The sequence below is a fragment of the Aliivibrio sp. S10_S31 genome (genome assembly GCF_014694495.1).
Taxonomy (GTDB): domain Bacteria; phylum Pseudomonadota; class Gammaproteobacteria; order Enterobacterales; family Vibrionaceae; genus Aliivibrio; species Aliivibrio fischeri.
On sequence record NZ_JAAUWR010000007.1, the window covers coordinates 78,854 to 101,585 of the forward strand.

At 37.7% G+C, this 22,732-nt stretch carries 19 protein-coding genes; 7 read left to right on the forward strand and 12 right to left on the reverse strand.

Going from position 1 to position 22,732, the window contains the following annotated elements:
* Positions 1 to 52: 52 nt before the first annotated feature.
* Entirely contained in the window at positions 53 to 835 is a 783-nt protein-coding gene (locus HC728_RS08065) for a helix-turn-helix domain-containing protein (RefSeq protein WP_065622568.1), read from the reverse strand.
* A gap of 98 nt (positions 836 to 933) precedes the next feature.
* On the opposite strand from HC728_RS08065, the gene HC728_RS08070 reads away from it, so the two are divergent.
* On the forward strand, positions 934 to 2,052 hold the full coding sequence (locus HC728_RS08070) for a multidrug effflux MFS transporter (RefSeq protein ID WP_139073846.1): 1,119 nt from the start codon (positions 934 to 936) through the stop codon (positions 2,050 to 2,052).
* 66 nt (positions 2,053 to 2,118) lie between these two features.
* Here HC728_RS08070 and HC728_RS08075 read toward each other — a convergent pair whose 3' ends face one another.
* From HC728_RS08075 to HC728_RS08085, 3 genes are all read right to left on the reverse strand, one after another.
* A complete protein-coding gene (locus HC728_RS08075; protein WP_012535576.1) occupies positions 2,119 to 2,523 on the reverse strand; it encodes a hypothetical protein in 405 nt (134 codons plus the stop codon).
* A 224-nt stretch (positions 2,524 to 2,747) separates the two neighbouring features.
* Positions 2,748 to 3,233, reverse strand: a complete 486-nt coding sequence (locus HC728_RS08080) for a VOC family protein (RefSeq protein WP_005423180.1) — start codon at positions 3,231 to 3,233, stop codon at positions 2,748 to 2,750.
* A 165-nt stretch (positions 3,234 to 3,398) separates the two neighbouring features.
* Complete coding sequence (locus HC728_RS08085) at positions 3,399 to 4,055, reverse strand: CatB-related O-acetyltransferase (RefSeq protein ID WP_190395280.1); 657 nt, start codon at positions 4,053 to 4,055, stop codon at positions 3,399 to 3,401.
* Between the two features lie 89 nt (positions 4,056 to 4,144).
* On the opposite strand from HC728_RS08085, the gene HC728_RS08090 reads away from it, so the two are divergent.
* Positions 4,145 to 5,053, forward strand: coding sequence for a LysR family transcriptional regulator (locus HC728_RS08090; protein ID WP_190395281.1), 909 nt, complete (start codon positions 4,145 to 4,147; stop codon positions 5,051 to 5,053).
* 90 nt (positions 5,054 to 5,143) lie between these two features.
* On the opposite strand, the gene HC728_RS08095 is transcribed toward HC728_RS08090, so the two are convergent.
* Positions 5,144 to 6,337: an acetate/propionate family kinase gene (locus tag HC728_RS08095; RefSeq protein ID WP_012534931.1), complete on the reverse strand. Its 1,194-nt coding sequence runs from the start codon at positions 6,335 to 6,337 to the stop codon at positions 5,144 to 5,146.
* A 308-nt stretch (positions 6,338 to 6,645) separates the two neighbouring features.
* On the opposite strand from HC728_RS08095, the gene HC728_RS08100 reads away from it, so the two are divergent.
* Entirely contained in the window at positions 6,646 to 7,641 is a 996-nt protein-coding gene (locus HC728_RS08100) for a response regulator (protein ID WP_190395282.1), read from the forward strand.
* On the forward strand, positions 7,641 to 8,603 hold the full coding sequence (locus HC728_RS08105; RefSeq protein ID WP_017018808.1) for a diguanylate cyclase: 963 nt from the start codon (positions 7,641 to 7,643) through the stop codon (positions 8,601 to 8,603). Before HC728_RS08100 ends, HC728_RS08105 begins: the two co-directional genes overlap by 1 nt.
* 214 nt (positions 8,604 to 8,817) lie before the next feature.
* On the opposite strand, the gene malG is transcribed toward HC728_RS08105, so the two are convergent.
* The 3 genes from malG to malE form a co-directional block, all read right to left on the reverse strand.
* Positions 8,818 to 9,708 carry a maltose ABC transporter permease MalG gene (malG, locus tag HC728_RS08110; protein ID WP_005423192.1) on the reverse strand — a complete coding sequence of 297 codons (891 nt, stop codon included), beginning with the start codon at positions 9,706 to 9,708 and terminating at the stop codon, positions 8,818 to 8,820.
* Between the two features lie 68 nt (positions 9,709 to 9,776).
* Entirely contained in the window at positions 9,777 to 11,321 is a 1,545-nt protein-coding gene (malF, locus tag HC728_RS08115) for a maltose ABC transporter permease MalF (protein ID WP_005423193.1), read from the reverse strand.
* A gap of 144 nt (positions 11,322 to 11,465) precedes the next feature.
* Complete coding sequence (gene malE, locus HC728_RS08120) at positions 11,466 to 12,650, reverse strand: maltose/maltodextrin ABC transporter substrate-binding protein MalE (RefSeq protein ID WP_005423196.1); 1,185 nt, start codon at positions 12,648 to 12,650, stop codon at positions 11,466 to 11,468.
* A gap of 405 nt (positions 12,651 to 13,055) precedes the next feature.
* On the opposite strand from malE, the gene malK reads away from it, so the two are divergent.
* Positions 13,056 to 14,165: a maltose/maltodextrin ABC transporter ATP-binding protein MalK gene (gene malK, locus HC728_RS08125; protein WP_017018810.1), complete on the forward strand. Its 1,110-nt coding sequence runs from the start codon at positions 13,056 to 13,058 to the stop codon at positions 14,163 to 14,165.
* Between the two features lie 112 nt (positions 14,166 to 14,277).
* Entirely contained in the window at positions 14,278 to 16,233 is a 1,956-nt protein-coding gene (gene glgX, locus HC728_RS08130) for a glycogen debranching protein GlgX (RefSeq protein ID WP_005423200.1), read from the forward strand.
* Between the two features lie 360 nt (positions 16,234 to 16,593).
* Here glgX and HC728_RS08135 read toward each other — a convergent pair whose 3' ends face one another.
* On the reverse strand, positions 16,594 to 17,535 hold the full coding sequence (locus tag HC728_RS08135; RefSeq protein WP_005423206.1) for a chemotaxis protein CheV: 942 nt from the start codon (positions 17,533 to 17,535) through the stop codon (positions 16,594 to 16,596).
* Between the two features lie 194 nt (positions 17,536 to 17,729).
* Between HC728_RS08135 and sstT the strand changes: the two genes are divergently transcribed.
* A complete protein-coding gene (gene sstT, locus HC728_RS08140; RefSeq protein ID WP_017018812.1) occupies positions 17,730 to 18,971 on the forward strand; it encodes a serine/threonine transporter SstT in 1,242 nt (413 codons plus the stop codon).
* Positions 18,972 to 19,040: 69 nt separating this feature from the next.
* Here the strand turns inward: sstT and HC728_RS08145 are convergent, their stop codons facing one another.
* The 3 genes from HC728_RS08145 to glgC all read right to left on the reverse strand — a co-directional run bounded on the left by HC728_RS08145 (position 19,041) and on the right by glgC (position 22,501).
* Complete coding sequence (locus tag HC728_RS08145; protein ID WP_065603659.1) at positions 19,041 to 19,703, reverse strand: YoaK family protein; 663 nt, start codon at positions 19,701 to 19,703, stop codon at positions 19,041 to 19,043.
* Positions 19,704 to 19,830: 127 nt separating this feature from the next.
* Positions 19,831 to 21,294, reverse strand: a complete 1,464-nt coding sequence (glgA, locus tag HC728_RS08150; protein ID WP_190395283.1) for a glycogen synthase GlgA — start codon at positions 21,292 to 21,294, stop codon at positions 19,831 to 19,833.
* Complete coding sequence (gene glgC, locus HC728_RS08155) at positions 21,284 to 22,501, reverse strand: glucose-1-phosphate adenylyltransferase (RefSeq protein WP_012535032.1); 1,218 nt, start codon at positions 22,499 to 22,501, stop codon at positions 21,284 to 21,286. The genes glgA and glgC overlap by 11 nt, the downstream gene beginning before the upstream one ends.
* Positions 22,502 to 22,732: the final 231 nt, after the last annotated feature.

Here is a 22,732-nt window from a genome sequence, read left to right on the forward strand (position 1 = left end):
AAAAACCAGCTTTTCAAATTTAGGGGGAGTATAGCAGCATTTGTGATTTCCATCACTTTTTATTCTGTTTCTGCTTAATAAACACTAGAGGAGTCTGCCCTACTTGCTTTTTAAAGAAGGAAATAAAAGCACTGTCAGATGAAAAATCCAACTGAAATGCAACATCACTTACTTGCGTATTCTCACATAATAACTCGATTGATTTTAACACTCTCCATTGTTGCTTCCATTCCTGATATGACATTCCAGTTTCTTTTTTAAATAATCGAGTAATCGTTTTACTGCTTGCTCCTATCTTTTTAGACAATGTTTGCAGATCTGGAGCGAGAAAATCCGGTTTCTGTACCTGCTCACTAAATGTGATTAAACGTTTTTCTGTAGGCAAAGGTAAACTAAACGGTTGTTGATGTGCTTCATAAAAAGATTCCCAAAAGAGTGCTGTTGTGTGTAACGTTTCTGATTTGGGTTTATCCCATGGCCACATTGCCATCTTATTAATTAACGCTCTAAGTAATTCGTCCACCTCGATCATCACAATGTCTTCAGGGCATGAGAACTTATCACAATCAAAATACAACGATCGGTACGCTACAACATTTGTCATAAATGCTCGGTGAGGTGTATTCGCTGGTATCCAAACGGCTTTTGTGGGTGGCAAAACACACATTGAATGAGATAAAGCAAAACTCATACAGCCTTCAGGTGCATACAGTAATTGCCCTTTCTGATGATAATGCATCCCTGAATCATGACGACCAACATCAGCAGCAATACCAATCACATCTGCGGGCAATTTATCTGCATCAAATTTAGTTTCATCTGAAATAATAGCCATAATGTCCGAATCTTATTGTTTTTGGTTTTAATGTTGTTAATGGAACAATCGTAATTAGAAATATACTGTTTGCCAAGTTAATTCACACGAGATACACAATGAACACAAAACCTTCACTCTGGCTTATGGTACTTCTTTTGATGTTTCCTCAAATCGTTGAAACCATTTACAGCCCAGCACTTGGCTCAATAGCAGATTCATTTGCTGTAACTTATTCACAAGCTTCGCAAACCATTTCAATTTACTTTTCAGCTTTTGCTTTGGGTGTCGTGGTATGGGGAATTTTAGCGGATAAATTAGGTCGCAGACCCACCATGCTACTCGGGTTAGTCATTTACAGTTTAGCCGCCTTATCTGCGGTGCTAACAGACAGTTTCACCTATCTGATGATCGCTCGTGCTGTTAGTGCGTTTGGTATAGCAGTCGGCTCAGTGATCACACAAACCATGCTACGTGATGCATTTGATACCAAAGAGCTCAGTAAAGTATTCAGTTTGATGGGAATGGGGATTTCTATTAGTCCCGTTTTAGGGATGCTACTCGGTGGTCAACTTACTCAATTCGGTGGTTACCATTATGTATTTATCACTTTATTTATTATGGCTCTAGTACTAGTTGCATATAATCTTGTAGCTTTACCTGAAACTCAGAAAACAAAGCAACCTCTAGAATTAAAACAACTCGGACTCAAAATGCTAAGAGATATCAATATCTGGCGTTCTGGTTGCCTTGTCGCTTTATTTAATATTGCTTTGTTTTCATATTACCAATTGGGAGCTTTTAAATTCGAGCAATTAGGACTGTCCTCGCAAGAGTTTGGTTATAGCGGGATCGTGTTAGGTCTAGGTACATTTATAGGGAGTTATTTAAATAAGTATCTTATTTCTAAACAAGTTTCATTACTGCGTTTATTGCAACTATCTGCTCTTTTATTGACTTTAGGTGGAATACTAGTGACTTATTTAATCGATTCAATTTGGTTTTTACTGCCTATGATCTTAGTTGTTATGTCTTTTGGTATCGCCATTCCAAATATTCTTAGCGTGGCGTTAATTGATTATAAACAACAAGCAGGCAGTGCTGGAGCTCTGTTTGGACTTATGTATTACTTAATGATAGGTGCAGGGCTTAGCTTGGCAGGTTCGATTCAACACCTTGGCATTGTTTTACTGATTTGTGGAGTTATCTCATTTCTGCTTGTGGCTTTTAAAAAATAATAACATGCTCGCTCTTACATTAAATGAGCGAGCATATCTAATTTAGTGAATAGATTTAATATCTTATCAACGACTCACACGATAACCAATTAATGAAGGAACTTCACAATCCATCGTTTCTATGTAGATATTTCGCTCTCTCCACATCACTTCCATATCGTATAGACAAAATGAATATTGTTTAGGGTCAATCACCCATTTATGTTTAATTTTTACTGATACAGACGTAAATAATTCATTATCATTTCCCCACCATGCTAAAACTAAATACTTATAATTCTCTCCATCATGATAAATAGCAAACGCGGCGGTTTCTCGCCAATTAACCTCTGATTGAGACTTAACTGTGGCAAGTCGTTTATTAAACATTGAGATATTAATTGGTTTATTTATGGCTGATATTGTATAAATTTTAATTCCATCAATATCTATCCAATGCACATCACTTTCTATTGTTCTCGGTTGGTACATGACTCATCCCTAGCCAGTAAATAAAAGATATAAAACAGTTGTCATTATTATAGGTTATGGAAATAGAATAAGATGACCAATCAACATTGTGTATAAATTAACCACCAAAACCTTTGCAATGCGATCAACTACTCTTTTATCTGAGCTTTTATTGCAACAAATACTTCTAATAAAAATACATAAAAAAGGCCTAAACCGAAGTCTAAGCCTTAATCATCTTAATTTTACTCGTACTCAGCAGAATACGTTTCTTTATATGTATGAGAATAAAGCTCAAATAAGTTGCCAAATGGGTCTTCTAAATACACCATTTGTGATGTGTTGTTATCATCTTCTGGGTGGTAACGCATAATATCCATTCGTACTTTACCGCCAAACTCTTCAGTACGAGCGATCACGCCGTGAAAGTCATCAGTTTGAAGACAGAAATGGAAGATACCTATTCGAGAGAAATCAACTTCGTGACGTTCTTGACGCTCTTTCATTTCAAATAACTCAAAACCAATGCCGTCTTTTGTTAATAAGTGCGCAATATTGAAGCCTTTAAAGCCTTCACCAAATACAGCAATACACATTCTGCCAATTGCGGTTTCACGCTCTTCTTCAACTTTTGTGTTACCCATTACCACTTCAAGACCAAGCGCTTTTGTGTAAAACTCAACCGCTTTGTCCATATCGCCAACCATGATGCCTACGTGATTCATTTTCATAATTTACCTCAAATTCAGTTTTATAATTCGTTGTTCGTTTCGATGAGGTAATAATAGTAAACTCTATGGATAATATGAAATTATCAATATTTATTATTTTAATAATTTTTTGTTATGCAAAAGTAAGAGGCTCAACCTAAATCAGAGCCTTTAAACTAATATCAATTAAGCGCGTACATTCTTTATAAAATACTGCTCTAATTCTTCAATTTGACCACTACATAGAATTTCTACCGCATTTTTAATGTGTTGCAGTGGCCAATCCCACCACTTTATGGCTAATAATGTTTGAATTAAGTTTTCATCAAACCGTTTTTTAACCACCACATTATTTCCTACCACAACGGAATAAGGTGTCACATTTTTAGTAATAACGGCTCTAGCTCCAATGATTGCCCCATCTCCAATATGAACGCCAGGCATAATCATTGCCTCACTACCAATCCATACATCGTTACCCACAATGGTATCGCCAGCTCTTTGAAAGCCATCTTTCACACCTTCGCCAAACTCTTTTTTTGAAAATGGAAATGTTGATATCCAATCGGCTCTATGTCCTTGATTGCCAGCCATCATAAATATTACCCCTGATGCAATAGAGCAAAATTTACCTATTCGGAGTTTATCAACCTCTCCAAACTGTCCGCTATCCCACACCTCGTGTGTAGAAGCATCTCCTAATAAGTAACGAACAGCTTGCTCCTCAAAGGTCTTAGAATGATAAAAACCTGAATAATAGCTATAATCTCCAACTTCAATATTTGGGTTCTTAACCTGTTCTTTGAGGTTTTGGCCTTCAAGCCAACTATTAAACGCTTCCATTTATTCTCTCTCTTAAATTAATCTTGCTGAAAGTATAATCAGTCTCTATTATTTCCAATAGAGACCATTTAGATAAACAGAATTACCATATGGAAATAAAGTGGCTTAACTATGTCCCTATTTATGTAGCCTTATGTGAAGAAAAAAGCATTGCTGGAGCAGCGAAAAGATTAAAGTGCTCGAATGCACACATAAGTAGACAACTACAACAATTAGAAAGCATTTTATCTGTTCAACTCATTCACAGAACAACGCGACAATTCAATCTTACTTATGATGGAATTGAGTTTTACAAACAAGCAAAGCATCTACTAGACAGTGCCGAAGCCATCAACGCAAAATTATTATCACCAGAAAGCATGGCTGGTAAGTTACGTATTGCTGCTTCTGCGTCATTTGGTTCGATATTACTAACAGAGCCCCTCGCTGAATTCTGTCGAACATACCCGAAAATAGATATTGAAGTTATCTTTACAGAAAGTCCTCTGGATCTTATCGAGTCTGGTTTTGATGTGGCTTTTTATCTGACTAATTCCCCACCGGAAGGTTATGTAGGTCATTATTTTCGCTCATTGCAGTGCAAACCCTTTGCTCATATAAATTATATGCGGAACCAAGGGGAAATTACCCACCCTTCACACCTAAATAAGTTAAACCATATTCTTTATAAAAATACGGATTTCACACTAAATAATTGGACATTTAATAAGATAAAATCAAAAGAGAATATATCGATTACTCTTGAAGGCTCTTTTAGCGTTAATTTAGTTGCATCTATGGTAGACGCAATGCTAAATGAGTGCGGTGTTGCTATGTTGGATGAGTTAGCGTTGTCTAAATTGTCACAAACAAAAAGAAATGAAATCGTTCAATTAATCCCAAGTTGGGAAACACAGCCAATACTCCCTTTATATCTTCTCTATCCTAAAAGGAAACATTTACCTCAACGAACAAAGCTATTCGTTGATTTCTTTCGGGATTACTTAGGTAGTATTTAATAAAAGCAATATGTTACCAACCAACCTTCTTGAAAAACAAAAAAAGCGAGCCATCATAGCTCGCTTTTAAATCTATGTTTTTATTATAATTTACAGTAATTCAACAGACTGTTGAGCTATCACAAATTCTTCATTAGTTGGGATAACCATAGCAACCGCATTCAGCATTTCTGATTTAGCAATAATGCCATCAGCGCCAAAACGAGCACCTTCGTTACCTGCAACATCTTCAACAAAACCAAGAATCTTAAGGTTGCTTAAGATTTCACGACGGATTGGTAATGAGTTCTCACCGATACCACCAGTGAAGATGATGCCATCTAAAGAATCTAATGCCGCTAGGTAAGAAGCCACGTACTTAGCAACACGGTATGTAAACACTTGGAATGCTAGCGTCGCACCTTCGTGTCCCTCTTCCATTGCTTCAAGGATACCACGAGCATCACTTGTTAGACCGGACACACCTAGGAAGCCTGACTCTTTGTTTAGAGAGTTAAACACTTGCTCTTGTGACCAACCTTTCTTAAGTAGGTATTCAATGATACCTGGATCTAAGTCACCACAACGTGTACCCATCATTAGACCTGAAAGCGGAGTGAAGCCCATTGATGTGTCTACACTGTTACCGTCTTTAATTGCACAAACTGATGCGCCATTACCTAGGTGAACAGAAATAAAGTTCGACTCTTCAATCGGTTTATTGATCATTTTTGCAGCTTCACGACTTACAAAGTAGTGACTTGTACCGTGGAAACCGTAACGACGAACACCAAAATCAGTATATAGCTCTTTAGCAATAGCACCAGTGTATGCACGCTTAGGCATAGTTTGGTGGAACGCTGTGTCAAATACCGCAAATTGAGGGAGAGAAGGGAAGGCTTCAACAGCAGCACGAATGCCAATAGCGCCAGCTGGGTTATGAAGAGGAGCTAAGTCAGATAGACTTTCAATTTCTTTTGTTACTTCTTCATTAATACGAACTGTCTTAGTAAATTTTTCACCGCCGTGAACGATACGGTGACCGATAGCAACGATACCATCAGTAAAACCTAACTCTTCTGTTAGACCTACTAATTTACCAATAGCTATCTTATGGTGGTTTTCATTACCTTCAATGGCAATTTCTGTTTTCTGTCCTTGATACTTCCAGCTCATACGAGCATCTTCAAGGCCGAAACACTCACCTAACCCGCTTAATACTGCATCACCAGAAACAGAATCGATTACAGCAAACTTAAGTGAAGAGCTGCCTGAATTGATAACTAATACGTATTCGTTGTTCATCATTATTCTCTTTTATAGATATGTAGGTTGCACATAGAGTCGTGCCTTTTGTTGCTACAACCCATTATTCAACTATTTTTTAATGATTCAACTTTTGTTTTAGCACCTATCTACATTTTTGTCATAAACATGTCTTAGATCAATTTTTGAGAAATTATTTTTTAACTATGTAAACGTTTTCTTTAAATAAATTTTACAAACATTCTGTTAACTAGATCGTAGTTGAATTATTCAATATGGGATATTTATTGATTTGTAACTAACATCACTTAGGATGATGTAACGACTGTAATTAACTAAAAATAATAATGAAAATATTAATTTGTGATGATTCAAAAATCGCTCGAAAATCATTAGCTCGTCATATAAAAAGCACCAGTGAAGTTAATGTTTTCTATGCTGAAAATGGTAAAGAAGGGTTACAGATTTTATCTGAGCATAACATTGATGTTCTCTTTCTTGACCTTACCATGCCTATTATGGATGGTTTTGAAGTATTGGCTTCTTTACCAGTAAATTCTTATCAAACTCATATCATCGTTGTCTCCGCTGATATACAAGAAAAAGCCAGACAACGATGCTATGAGCTTGGTGCAAAAGAGTTTATTGAAAAACCATTTGGCAATGACGTTATTCAACAAGTATTTAAAAAATATCAAATACCGTTACTCAACATTGTTGCAGATTCTCAATCAAAGAGAGTGAAAAACAGTTCATCCATTGACATTATCTCAAGTATTAAAGAGATCAGTAACATCGCACTTGGTGCCAGCGCTGCTCTTATTTCTGAACAATTTGATCGCTTCATTGATATGCCCCTACCCAATGTCGCTACATTGCATCACTCTGAGTTAAAAATGGTTCTTCAAGACATTATTAATAACTCTGAGTACCGAGCCATATCTCAACGTTTTGTTGGATATGGGATCAACGGAGAGGCACTTGTTTGTTTACATGGTGATAATTTAAAAGAATTGCTTAGCGTTAATGAAAACGGTAAAAATACAACGACCAATGAAGCGATTCTGGATATCGCAAACCTGCTGGTTTCTGCCTTTCTCCTATCTTTTAGCAAACAATTAGACATCGCCATTTCGTTGCGCCAACCCATCGTTTTAAATAGTGACCAATTAAAAGCAGCACTCAAAGATAATCACCAATTCTTAGGTGAATATGATAACGATATTTTTACTATTGAGTTTGTTTATTCTGCAGAAAGTATGGATTTAAAATGTGATGTTATCTTCTTAATGGATAACGATTCTTTGTCTGCCATTAAATCAATTTTAGAGAGTGTTTTATAATGAATTCTGATATGAGTGATTTTCATTGGGCCATGCAGATCATTGGTGATTTAGATGCAGGCTTAATTGTGGTAGATAAAAATTTTAAGGTGTGTGCTTGGAACAACTTTATGCAATCTTATAGCGGCATTACCGCTGAGAAAATTCTTAACCATAATCTATTTGAAGTAGTTCCTGATTTACCAAAACCTTGGCTAGTTAAAAAAGTCATGACCTCCTTTAGTTTAAATACTCGTGGTTTCTCCTGTTGGGAAGATAGGCCTTATCTATTTAAATTTAAGAACTTTACGCCTATTTCGAATGGGTTAACCGAGATGCGTCAAAACATTACGTTTTCTCCTCTAACAGACGTAAATGGTAACGTTTCGCACATCAGTTTAATCATTCATGACGTTACCGAGATTGCAAAAAACACATTGCACCTAGAAAATTCCAACCACCAGCTTTCTACATTAAGTAAAATCGATGGCTTAACACAACTTTATAATCGTGCTTATTGGGAATCATGCTTAAAAAAAGAATTTAATGAAGCAAGAGCGGCGGAAAGAGTGTCATCCATTGTGATGTTTGATATTGACCACTTTAAGAAGGTCAATGATAACTTTGGGCATACTGTAGGTGATGATGTGATTCGTGATGCAGCAGAACTATTAAGAAAAACCTCGCGTAACACGGATATTTGTGGACGGTATGGTGGTGAGGAGTTTACCGTTATTCTGCCATATACAAACGCTGAGCAAGCTTTCTATTTCACCGAGCGTTTACGTAAACGCATTGAAAACAGCACAATTTCAACTGAAAGTGAAGAGATTCATTACCGAGTAAGTTTAGGTATTTGTGAGCTATCAAACGAACATCCTGATCACTTATCGTGGCTAGAAGCGGCTGATAAAGCACTTTACTATTCAAAAGAAAATGGACGAAATCAATCTAACGTGTTTTGCACCACCTTAATGCCATAAATCACTTCTATCCATTTTATCTAGACAGAAAAAAACCGAAGTGAGAATACTTCGGTTCTGATTACAACAAGTAAAGTCGCTTCCTGCAACACTTACCCAGCTATGCGTAATGCCAATATTGCGCTGAACACTTTACCGATCGGCGACCAAACCATCATAAAGCTCTTCACGCAGTGGACCCTGCCCAAAAATGTACGGGTCCGTATAATTATCGTTATCCTTTTACACCACCGGCTGTCAAACCACCTACGAGGAACTTCTGAGCTAGTAAGAAAACCAATGTAATAGGTAATGCTGATAATACTGCAGCGGCCGCAAAATCACCCCATAAGTAGTTCTGAGGGTATAAATATTGTTGCATACCAACTGCTAATGTGTATGAGTTTACATCAGAAAGTAGTAAAGATGCTACAGGAACCTCAGTAATTACACCAATAAATGACAAAATAAATACAACAGCCAAAATTGGAACAGATAATGGCAGTAAAACAAGGCGGAAAGCTTGCCAAGGCGTAGCACCATCTAATGCGGCTGCTTCTTCTAACGAACCATCGATCGTTTCAAAGTACCCCTTGATCGTCCATACATGCAATGCGATCCCACCAAGGTAGGCGAAGATCAAGCCACCATGCGTATTTAAGCCTAAGAATGGTATGTACTGACCTAACTTATCAAATAAGGCGTACAGAGCAACCAAAGCCAATACCGCTGGGAACATTTGGAAAATCATCATACCTTTTAGTAGTGTTTCTTTACCTTTAAAACGCAGACGGGCAAAGGCATAAGCACTGGTTGTTGATAAAGCGACAATTAATACAGAACTGATAGCTGCAATTTTTACTGAATTCCATAACCAAGTTAACACAGGGAATGGAGGCTGAGTGGTTGAGCCATCAGCATGCTCAACGGCAATACCTAGTGCAAGTTTCCAGTGCTCTAATGATGGGCTTTCTGGAATAATACTGCCTGTTGCAAAGTTACCTTCACGGAATGAAATCGTAATAACCATCAATAATGGGAAAATGATCATTGCTAAGAAAATCCACATTGCAATGTGTGTTGCCCAAACGCGATATTTTAAGTTTTTTCCTTGAACCATTGGCATATCAATGAATCCTTATTTTTTGAAGTTAAGTAGCTAAATACCACGTTGGATAAATAGCTACTCAAACATTAATTATTTGATAATTTTGTAAAACGTAGGTTCAGTAGTGCCAAACCACCTACCAGTAAGAAGATCAACGTCGCTATCGCACTTGCTAAACCAAAGTCTTGACCACCACTACCTTCAAACGCAATTCGGTAGGTATAACTTACTAATAAGTCCGTATAACCCGCAGGCTCTGTTGTGCCTATCATGTTTGGACCACCTTTAGTTAATAGTGCAATCATGACAAAGTTATTAAAGTTAAAGGCGAACGCTGCAATTAATAATGGTGTTAATGGTTTCACCATCATAGGAACCGTGATCTTCAAGAAGTTTTGAAGTGGACCAGCACCATCAATAGCTGATGCTTCATACAAATCTTCTGGTATAGACTTCAGTAACCCCATACATAGGATCATCATGTATGGAAAACCTAGCCAGGTATTTACAATCAATACCATCACTTTTGCGGTGAACGGGTCAGAGAACCAATTTGGTTGAATACCAAACATGCTGTCTAATAACATATTGATCTCACCAAAACTTTGGTTAAACAAGCCTCGGAAAATCAAGATAGAGATGAACGCTGGTACCGCATAAGGGAGTATTAACAATAAACGATAAACGGCACGTCCTTTTAACTCTTCCCATTGTACAACTGCGGCAAGCACTAGGCCGATCGCCAGCGTAAATACAACGGTACAAGTTGCAAAAATGACTGTCCAAATAAAGATACTAATAAAAGGCTCTTTGATGCCGTCATCTTTCCAAATACGCTCAAAGTTTGCGCCACCAACATTAACGATAAAGCCAGGAGAAATTGGGTCTCCAACAAAGACATCGTTATCATCTACTTCTTGATAAAAACCCGTATCGTGATTTGCTTTAAAATACGTTTCTGTTTTGTTGTTATAGAGCGTTTCACCATCTTCTTGCATAACAAACAGTGGACCAACCGCTGCAAACTTACGTAACCCACTCATTTGGATCTCTTCACCTGATGGCAAAGAAAGCGTGATAAGGTTTAGATTTGGACGCTTAGCAATAATCTGCTTAATTGTTGCTTTTTTGCCTTTAACAGAATCCACTGGAGCTAATTCCAGTTTGCGCTCAACGGCCTCTGCTAAATTAAAGGTTTCTGTTGCAAATAATTGTCCCGAATCTTTAATCGTTAACGCATAACCATTACCTTGATTCATTAACTGAAAACTATAACTTTTTCCGCTTTGGTATGTTTTCGTTAAGTGCACAGCTTGTGCTCGTTCAAGGGTGACTTGGTTCGTTGCGCTGTAGTTTGTAAATGCTAAACCAACCGTATAAACCAATGGGAAAATAATGAATAAAATCATCCCTGCGATACCCGGATAGGTATAACGGTGAGCATAATTCTTTTTACTACCAAACACGTAAACTGCGAGTGCCGTTAATACGAGTGTTAACATTGCAAATGCAGTTTCACCACGAGAATACATAAGAACACAAACGTAACCATTCAGTGCTGCTACGGCAGATAAAATCCCCCATTTCAGTACAGATTTATAATTCGTTTGAGAAGCAACTGCTGTTGTCATAAGCTTCAAGACCTTTTAAAAATACCAACCTAGTAAGCCCACTTAGATAAAATAGGCTTACTCATGTGGATATTAAAGAAGAGATGATTCGTTATTATTAGGAGAGAAGCGAACTCCCCTCCTAATTGTGTGACTAATAAGGTGTTATTTAGTCATGCGTTTTTCAGCAGCAGCTAGTGCATCAGTCACCATTTGACGACCGTCAACAACGTTACCTAATGCTTCTTCCATGCTGTACCAGAAAGTAGTGAATTGAGGAATGTTTGGCATGATTTCACCATTCATTGCGTTATTCATCGTCGCAGCAATACGAGAATCGGTATCAAGTTGCTTTTGGAATGAATTTAAAGCTACAGCACCTAGCGGTTTATCGTCATTTAAACTTTTCAGACCTTCATCCGTTAGCAAGTAACTTTCAAAAAACTCAACGGCTAAATCTTTGTTTGGAGATACTGCACTGATACCACCAACCCATACACCAACGAATGGTTTAGATGCCTGACCATGGAATTTAGGCAGTGTCGTTACGCCATAATCAATGCCCGCTTTTTCGATGTTTGCCCAGCCCCAAGGACCGTTGATCATCATACCCACATTGCCTTTAACAAATTCAGACTCTGCAACTGAATAATCCATATCTGCCGAAATGGTTTTGTCTTTCACCATGGTTTCGATGAACGTCATTGCATCTTGAACGCCTTTTTGGTTTACACCAGCGTTTTTAATGTCGTAACCTTCAGCGGTTTTCTTAAAGGCATATCCGCCATCAGCTGCTAGTAGAGGCCAAGTGAAATAAGCCCCACCACGAAGTGGCCACATGATCGCTTTTTGGCCATTCTTCATCATTTCCTTATCTAAAGCAGGAATTTCTTCCCAGTTTTTAGGTGGATTTTTGATAAGGGCTTTATTATAAATAAGAGATACAGATTCAATAGCTACAGGGTAAGCAATTGTTTTACCTTTGTATTCTACTGCATCCCATGCAAAATCAACGATTTCAGACTTCAACTCTTCTGAAGGTTTAATTTCCGCTAATAGACCCGCTTCCGCAAAACCACCAAAACGGTCGTGTGCGTAAAAAATCATGTCAGGACCATCGCCTGCTGCTGCTACTTGTGCAAATTTTTCTTCTGCTTTGTCTGGGAACGATACGGTTACTTTAATTCCTGTATCTTCTTCAAAGCGTTTACCTACTTCAGCCATACCTTCGTAAGCTTTATCACCCGTAACCCAAATCGTTAATTGACCTTCTTCAATTGCAGCAGAAGCGTTAATAGAACCAAGAGCTGCCATTGTGCATAGTGCGACAGTACTGAGGACTTTTTTCATTGTGAATCCTTCCTTTTATAATTAATGAATCATCGGTAGGGTTGAAGTTAAAGTAGATGATGATTCAATTCTCAAGGTGTATTTTCATCAATTCATCACTCTTATTCATCCTCCTACTCTCTACGCCTTTTTAGTAGCCAACCAAAAGCGTGATCTCTATCCTGATATGTGTAGTGTAAGTTCACAAAACCAAGTTGAAATGAGATCGCGTTCACATTGAAATTTAAAAAAAGTTTGAACTCCATCTAATTAGTTTAAAAACGTGATCCAAGTACTCCTCCCCCCTACTCCCCCAGAAAAAAAACAGAGGAGGAGGATGACTCAACCCGTCTTTTGCTTAAGAATGGAGTCATAAAGCCAATTCCATTGGTAACGAATTTTTAAAATTGAATGAGGATGGACACAATGACGAGTGTCACTTTACGCAACGTTTGCAAATCCTACGGCGACGTTAAGATCTCAAAAAATGTAGATTTAGATATAAACTCTGGTGAGTTTGTTGTATTTGTTGGCCCATCTGGCTGTGGTAAATCTACATTATTACGCTGTATTGCAGGCTTAGAAGACATTACCTCAGGCGATCTATACATGGGTGATAAGCGCATGAATGATGTTGAACCGTCTAAACGAGGTGTTGGCATGGTCTTTCAATCTTATGCTCTATACCCTCACCTTAACCTATTCGATAACATGTCTTTTGGCCTTAAATTGGCAAAAGCAGATAAAAATGAAATCAAAAAACGTGTTGATCATGCAGCCGATATTCTGCAACTGGGTCACTTATTAGAACGTCAGCCAAAAGCGTTATCAGGTGGTCAGCGTCAACGTGTTGCCATTGGACGTACTTTAGTTTCTCAACCTGATGTGTTCCTTTTAGATGAGCCTTTATCCAACCTTGATGCGGCACTACGTGTTCAAATGCGTATTGAAATTGCAAAACTGCATAAGAAGCTAGGCTGCACCATGATCTACGTAACCCATGATCAGGTTGAAGCAATGACAATGGCAGAAAAAATTGTCGTACTTGATGGTGGTTACGTATCACAAGTAGGCGCACCTCTTGAGTTATATCATTACCCTAAAAACCGCTTTGTTGCTGGTTTTATTGGGTCTCCAAAAATGAACTTTATTAGCGTCTTTATTGAAGAAGTTGAGAAAAGTCAGGTCAAAGTTCAATTTAAAAATGGGGCTTCATTCTGGATCCCAGTTGATGGTTCAAACGTAAAACGTGGCGAACGCATGTCTTTAGGTATTCGTCCTGAGCATTTAGTCCCTGCTGAAAATGGCGATGCTGTCATCGATGGAGATATTTTAGTCGTCGAAAAATTGGGATATGAAACACAAATCTACTTAACAATAGAAGATGGTGATGCGGATATGATATACCGTGTTCCTGATACCGCTCTAGTAAAAGCAGGAGAACAATTCTCCGTTGGTATACCAGCTCACCGTTGCCATTTATTCCATAACGACGGAAAAGCATGCCAAAGACTCTATAAAGAAGCTGGCGTATAACAAAATAAAAAAATAAAAAAGAGCCCAACAATGTATTGGGCTTTTGTTGTTTTATGCCAATACTATACTTAACAGACTAATAGTAAATTGGTATTAGTATGAGAGGAATATTGTGAACACACATCAAGCTTTTCCCTTTCCTTTAGGGGCAACATTAACTAATACTGGATGTAATTTTGCTGTTCATCATGATTCAGCATTCCCTTTATCTCTTATTATCTTCAAGGAAGATGGTAGCTATAGCGAGCACTCCTTTACTGAAGAGTACGGTACAATCAAATACACACACCTTACAGGGATAAAAGAAGGTGCCGTGTATGGTTTTAAAATCATTAAGAACGAAGAAGATCTTCTACTGCTTGATCCTTACGCTAAAGCTTTAAAGAACATTCCCAACTACCAAGTTCCATATACAGCAAAGCAAAGTTGGTCCCTAGCGCAAGCTATCGTTGTTAACGACAATTTTGATTGGCAAAGTACCACAATGCCAATGATTCCTCGTTCTGAAACCATTTTACTTGAAACCCATGTGAAGGGATTTACGCTTTTAAACCCTAATATCGACGAAAATGTTCGTGGTACATACCTAGGTTTGGTAGATCCAGCAACGATTGCTCATATAAAAGAGCAAGGGATTACGAGTATTCAACTTCTCCCTATTGCTGCTTGTATGCATGAACCGCACCTACTTGAAATGGGTATGGTGAATTATTGGGGTTATAACTCCCTTTCTTTTATGGCTCCAGACCCTCGATATGCGATTAATGATGCGGTTACTGAATTAAAAACAGCCATTAGAGAGCTGCATAAAAACAACATCGAAATCATTTTAGATGTGGTATATAACCACACGGCTGAAGGTGGAAATGGAGGCTGTACTTTTAATTTAAAAGGCCTAGATCAAGATTATTATTTACATCACAATGGTAACTACACCAACTATACAGGCTGCGGGAATACATTAGATATCACGCACCAGCCTAGTCTTAACTTAGTGATGGACACATTAAGATATTGGGTTGAGCATTATCATATTGATGGGTTTAGATTTGATTTGGCTGCGACGCTAGGTCGTGAATATGACCAATTTAACCCTAACAATGCTTTTTTTAAAGCCATCGCTCAAGACCCTATCCTAAAAAATACAAAATTGATTGCTGAGCCTTGGGATATTGGCCCTAATGGTTATCAAGTGGGTGAATTTCCAGATGGTTGGAATGAGTGTAGCGATAAATACAGAGACACAACAAAAAGCTTTTGGTGTGGCGAACAAAACTACTTAAAATCCATGGCAACACGTTTAATGGGCTCTCGTGATCTTGTTAGTGCTTCTCGTTGGCCTCACAAATTACCCGTTAACTACGTGAGTTATCATGATGGATTTACCCTTCAAGATTTAGTGAGTTATAAAAATCGTCATAATCACGCTAATGGTGAAAATAATCGTGATGGTCATGGCGATAATCGCTCCGATAACTACGGTGTAGAAGGACCGACAGACAACCCTAGAATCATTGCGTTACGTGAAAAACAGAAGCGTAATATGATGACGACTCTATTATTTAGTTTTGGAATACCACATCTTCTAGCTGCAGATGCATGCTCGCATACGCAACAGGGTAATAATAATGCTTATTGCCAAGACAGTGAAATTAGCTGGGTTAATTGGAATTTAGATCCAACTGCGCAAGAATTTAAGATCTGGCTTTCTGATATGATTCATGCAAGACAGAAACATATTGTTCCAATCATTAATGCTTTTAGCGGTTCAAAAAGAAGCCATCAAAAAGTCGAGTGGTATACACCTGATGGACGAACCATGACACATAACGATTGGCATGGAGCAAAATCACTGTGCTTACATTTGAATATTTACAATGGTGAAAAAGAGTTGTTAATTATGATTAATCAATCAAACATACCGACTCGATTTGTTCTCCCTAAACTGACTAAACAAGCGAACTGGTCTTTAGTCTGTGATACTCAATATTCCAAAGTAAAACCAAAACCGATTGTGTTTGATTACAGCTTATCTCCTCTTTCTATCGCTGTATTCTGCAGCAAATGAAACAAGTAAACTAAGTATCATACAAGGTATATAATAAAAAAAGGAGGCTAAAAATAGCCTCCTTTTTGGTAACTAAGCTGAAATTAATCGTCTTGCTTAACCTCAGGTTTTACACGTCCTTTGTGATATGTCCTATACGCTAAAACCGTCAGCGTAATTATTAATTTGGATGTCATCCAGATCATATACGAACAATCTACCTTTATTCAAAATGGTGTGTAAAAGAGAAAGTCTCTTGTTCTTAGTAGCCCCAATGTCATGGAACAGTCAAAATTATATCAAAACACACCATTCTTGTCACACTGTTACACATAAAAGTAACAATGCGTACATTTTTATATAAAGGTAACGCTTTTACTGCTAGATAATTTCAGCCAAACGATCTTGCACTACACCCACGATCAAGTCTGGTTGGAATTTTGAAATAAAGCGGTTACAACCGACCTTTTGAACCATGGCATCATTGAAACTGCCACTTAATGACGTATTCAATGTAATGAATAAGTCATTCATACGGTGATCGTTTCGCACTTCATGAGTTAATCGGTAACCATCCATCTCCGGCATTTCGGCATCAGTGATCATCAATAATATTTCATCATTAACGTTCTTGCCCTCATCACACCAACTTTTCAATAGGTCTAAAGCTTGGCGACCATCACTTCTTTCGATCACTTCAAGTCCTAATTGTTGTAATGTATTTCGAACTTGAGCTCTAGCTGTACTTGAATCATCAACAATGAGCACTTTTCTTCCATGCATATGAGCAGCTAAACGCTCATCTAGCACACCTTCTGAAATAGTAATGTCATAATCAATAATATCCGCCAGCACTTTTTCTACATCGATAATCTCAACAATACGTGTTGTATTTGGTTCAACTTCAACTTGAGTAAGCGCAGTTAAAAAATTATTGCGACCTACGGTTTTTGGTGGTGGTTGAATGTCTGCCCACGTTGTATTAATAATATTCTGTACTTGTCCGACTAAGAAACCTTGAGTGGTACGGTTATATTCGGTAATAATTAAATTCGTTTCTTCCTCACTCCCCATTGGTCTCATACCAATGGCGCCACGCAAATCGATAACAGGCACTGATTCACCACGTAAACTAGCTACGCCTGATATATGATGGTGTGAACCCGGTAATTTGGTTAATGCTGGAACTTTTAAAATTTCTTTTACTTTAAAAACGTTAATTGCAAAAATCTGAGTGGTATTAAGTTTAAAAAGTAATAATTCCAATCTATTTTCACCCACTAGCTGGGTACGTTGATCAACGCTATTTAACATTCCACTCATAGATATAGCTCACTTAATAATATAATGCCGTTCAAAATAAACGACGATGATTTTTATAACACTTTAATATATAGGTTATCGGCAGATTTGAGATGTCTTTAACAAGTTAGTGCAAAAAAATAGACAATAATGTTACTATTCTTCGCATAAGCACCAGATAAGGTGTGTGTTGTACTAAAATTAAAGGAATTTATATGTCGCAAGCCCAGCCATTACTCGTTCGTATGATGAATACAAACATCGTTATACAAATTTTAATAGGTATTATTGCCGGTGTTGCTTTGGCAACATTAGCTCCTGATTTAGCTATCTCCGCAGGGCTTTTTGGTGAACTATTTGTTAGTGCATTAAAAGCCGTTGCTCCAATACTTGTATTCATTCTTGTTGCTGCTTCTATCGCTAACCAAAAGCGTGGACAAAACTCGAATATGAAACCAGTTATCGTATTATATCTTGTTGGTACGTTCTGCGCTTCATTAACTGCTGTTGTAATGAGTTTTCTTTTTCCTACCACATTAACTCTTGTTATCGACGCAGCAACCAATACCGCTCCAGAAGGTATTGTTGAAGTTATTAATACCCTATTATTTAAAATCATTGATAACCCAATCAATGCATTAATGACGGGTAACTTTATTGGCATTCTTGGTTGGGCAATTGCTCTAGGCTTAGGTTTACACTCTGCATCTGATGCGACCAAAAAAATCTTTGTTGATTTATCAAACTGTATCTCTGCAATCGTAACGGTTGTAATCCGTTTTGCACCAATCGGTATCTTCGGCCTTGTATCTCATACTTTTGCGGAGACAGGTTTTGCTGTACTTGCAGGTTACTCTCACCTATTGGCAGTATTACTTGGTTCAATGGCATTCATCGCTCTAATCGTAAACCCATTAATTGTTTACATCCGTACTCGCCGTAACCCTTACCCATTAGTATTTTTATGCTTACGTGAAAGTGGTGTAACTGCATTCTTCACACGAAGCTCTGCGGCAAACATCCCTGTTAACATGGCATTATGTGAACGTCTTAACCTACATAAAGATACCTACTCTGTATCGATCCCATTAGGCGCAACCATCAACATGGCAGGTGCTGCTATCACAATCACAGTGCTAACCCTTGCTGCAGTAAATACTGCTGGTGTAGAAGTTGACCTAGCGACAGCATTATTACTTAGCCTTGTTGCTGCAGTATCTGCGTGTGGTGCATCAGGTGTTGCTGGTGGTTCTCTACTACTAATCCCACTGGCTTGTAGCTTATTTGGTATTTCAAACGACATTGCGATGCAGGTTGTTGCTATCGGCTTTATCATTGGTGTTGTACAAGATTCAGCAGAAACGGCTCTAAACAGTTCAACAGATGTACTGTTCACCACAGCGGCGTGTCGTAAAGCAGATAACCCATACAAGCCACTAGTTCAGCCAACTAACTAATCACTGGTTTATAAAACACATAACAAAATGGCCGCTCATTTGAGCGGCCATTTTTATTTTTAAACCAATTTAAATATCTTTGTGTTGATACAAATAAATGGAATACGACATAGCTAATAGAGCACATAATGTTGCAGGTATCGCTAACGTATTAATTTCTAATATTGGATAAAAATACCCACCAATGGTGCCACCAAAGATAAAGCCAAATGCAATATAAAGATATAAAGCTAATCGACGATGGTGAATAGGCTCTCCCTTAAGCTTCATTCCAAGCATGATACCTAAATCAGTTAATACACCAGTTACATGTGTCGTTCGCACAACCGCACCACTATACGTCGTAACCAAACCATTTTGTAAACCACATGCAGCAGAAGCAAAATAGTGCCCCCACTGACTGCCTTCATTAAGAACAATCATTGCAGCAAACAGCAGTCCACTTTCAATAACTAAGGCAAAATTATAACGACGACCAAGCTTTAAAGCTGAACAACCGACAATCAAACTGCTTAATGAAGACCCAAGAATAAAGCTAATAATGATAAATAATAAGTGCCAAGTCGTATCATTAAACCCAAGTAATTGAGTGCCTAATAATGTTGCAGTCCCTGATAAGTGTGAGATAGATTGATGTTGGAAACCAAGTAAGCCAACAGAATTTGTAATGCCTGCTAATAAAGCGAGAAAGAAGGTGCCGTATTCGACCCATTTAGGAAGTTTTGAAATCACGATACATTACCTAGCCAGTAAAGAGCGTTATTCTATACCTTAGAATCAAAATGTGCATGATCTACCGCAAAATAAAAAGGAAGACATTACGCCTTCCTTTAAAAGTTTATTCATTTTTGATTATTTATTAGCTATTTATAGCTGTTCGATACATTTCTACGTATTTTAGTGCCGCTTTATTCCAGCAAAAATCTTGTTTCATTGCGTGTAATTGAACTCGTTTTACTTCATTGAGGTTTTGGCTATAAAGTAATAATGAACGCATAAGAACAACTAATAACTCCATAGGTTCAGGATTTTTAAAGCTAAATCCTGTCGCATTTTCAATATCATCATCGTAGTTATTGACGCTGTCTTTCAACCCTCCTACTTCACGAACTATTGGCAAAGTACCATAAGCCATGCTGTAGATCTGATTTAAGCCACAAGGTTCAAATTCTGATGGCATGATAAAGAAATCGGAACCAGCCTCTACCCAATGCGCAAGTTTATTATCGTATGCTTCAATAAAAGCAAACTTGTCACTATGCTCTTGTGCTATTTCAGTTAAACGAGCAGCAAGTACGGGGTCTCCAGTGCCTACAATGACAAGTTGTAAATCGTTTTTCAGAAACTGTTCTAAAATAGGTAACAAATACTGAATGCCTTTTTGATTAGTCAAACGACAAACCATACCGTACATAGCAACGTCTTTATGAGGTAATGATACTTCTTGCTGCAGCGCAATCTTACACGCCTTTTTACCCCGAACCATACTTATTCGATTTACTTTAAATTGCTTAGGAATATAGTTGTCTTTTTCTGGGTTCCATTCACTGTAATCACAGCCATTTAAAATCCCAATCAAATCTGATTCGCGATCTTGAAAGTCACTTGCCATACCATGAGAACCTAGCTCAGTAAGTAGCTCTTTTGCGTAATTCGGACTCACTGCATTAATTTTATCCGCGCACTGAACCCCAGCCTTGAGCATACTAACATGCGTATGACTTACCGCTGCTTCTGGAACAAAATGAGATTTAAATTCAGACAAACAAGCAATTTCATCATAATGAAAAATACCTTTAAACACTGCATTATGAATTGATAATACACTTCGAGTTTGGAGATAAAACTCGTTTCCTGCATAGCGTTTTTTCAATAGATAAGGAATAAGCCCTGTATGCCAATCATTTACATGAATAATATCAGGTTTCTTATCCAGTAATTTAGGAAGCAAATCTAATGTCGCAGCACTAAAGAAAGCAAAACGTTCGCCATTATCAGCATAGGCTTGATTATTTTCAGCATACATTTCAGCACGTTCAAAATAATCTCCAGATTCGACAGCAAAGACTGAAATCCCATCAACATTAAGCAATCTAACTTGATATGCAGTATGAGGCCAACGCTCTAATTGCGTCGTTAGAATAATTTCAGCATCATCTCGACCAGCAATCGTCTTATAAGCAGGCATAACAATCTGAACATTATGCCCTTGCTCTTTTAATGACTTAGGCAGAGCCTTGGCAACATCTGCCAAGCCTCCACTTTTTATTAACCCGTCAACTTCAGATGCTACAAATACAATTGATAGCGTCTTAGTAACCAACTCTCTCTCCTTTAGGGATAACAACAATACCCTCATCTGATACGTGGTATTTTTTCTTATCTTCTTGAAGGTTTACACCTATTTCAGTTCCAGGAGCAATATCCGCACCTTTATCGACAATCACTCGGCGCAAAACACAGCCTTTACCGACTTTTACGTTACCTAACAGAATACTTTCACTAATATCACAAGCGGATGCAATATTACTTCTAAAACCCAGTACTGACTTTTCGATACGTGAACCACGGATATAACTACCACCACAAACGAGACTATCAATGATCTGCACTCGACCATTATCTGAATCAGAGAAAGTCGCAGGTGGTAATGGTGGATAATAAGTATGAAGCGGCCATTTACGATTATATAAAGAAAATGGTGCATCTTTCTTTAATAAGTCCATATGAGCTTCCCAATACGACTCGATCGTACCCACATCACGCCAATAAACTTCTTTCTTCTCGCCAGTAATATGATTCGTACTGAAGTCATAAACGTAAACATTGCCTTCAGGAAACATTTTAGGAATGATGTCTTTACCGAAGTCATGTGAAGAATCTTCAAGCGCCGCATCATGGATCAATTCTTTACAAAGACTTTCTGCTTCAAAAATGTAATTACCCATTGATACCAAAGCGATACCAGGTTGACCAGGAATACATTTAGGGTTTGATGGTTTTTCTTCAAAACCGATCATTTTGCCATGTTCATCAACTTCAATAACACCAAAGCCAGAGGCATCCTTTGCAGGCATGCGTAGTGCTGATACCGTTAATGCTGCTTTTTTCTTTTTATGAAAATCAAGCATTTGGCGGATATCCATTTTATAAATATGATCAGAACCAAAAATACATACGTGTTCAGGATCTGTTGATTCTATAAAACTGATATTTTGATATATTGCATCAGCTGTTCCTTCATACCAACGCTTACCTGTTCGCATTTGAGCAGGAACAGGGTCAATAAAACGGTCGGTTATTCCATTCACATTCCAACCTTTTTTCATATGTTGAAAAAGCGATTGAGATTTAAATTGAGTTAATACATAAATTCGCATTAAATCTGCATTTACAAAATTATTTAATGCAAAATCAATTAAGCGATAACTGCCACCAAATGGTACTGCAGGTTTTGTTCTTGATTCCGTTAATGGACGTAGACGTGAGCCTTCGCCACCAGCCAAAATCATCCCTAATACACCAGCCATGTGTTCTCCCTGAGATTATTATTAATATAGATAGAATTTCTTGAATTCTTTATTTTGAGATTAAGTTAACATAAATTATTTACAAATCTGTGAAATGTTTCGTTTATATTCACTTGCAAAATAGATTCATTCAATACTGTGCTCTAGCTCAATTTTTAAACTATAAGCAACACAAATGGTTAACAATAATTTTACCAAGCCATTATATAATCATGCGTACTTTAAAATATG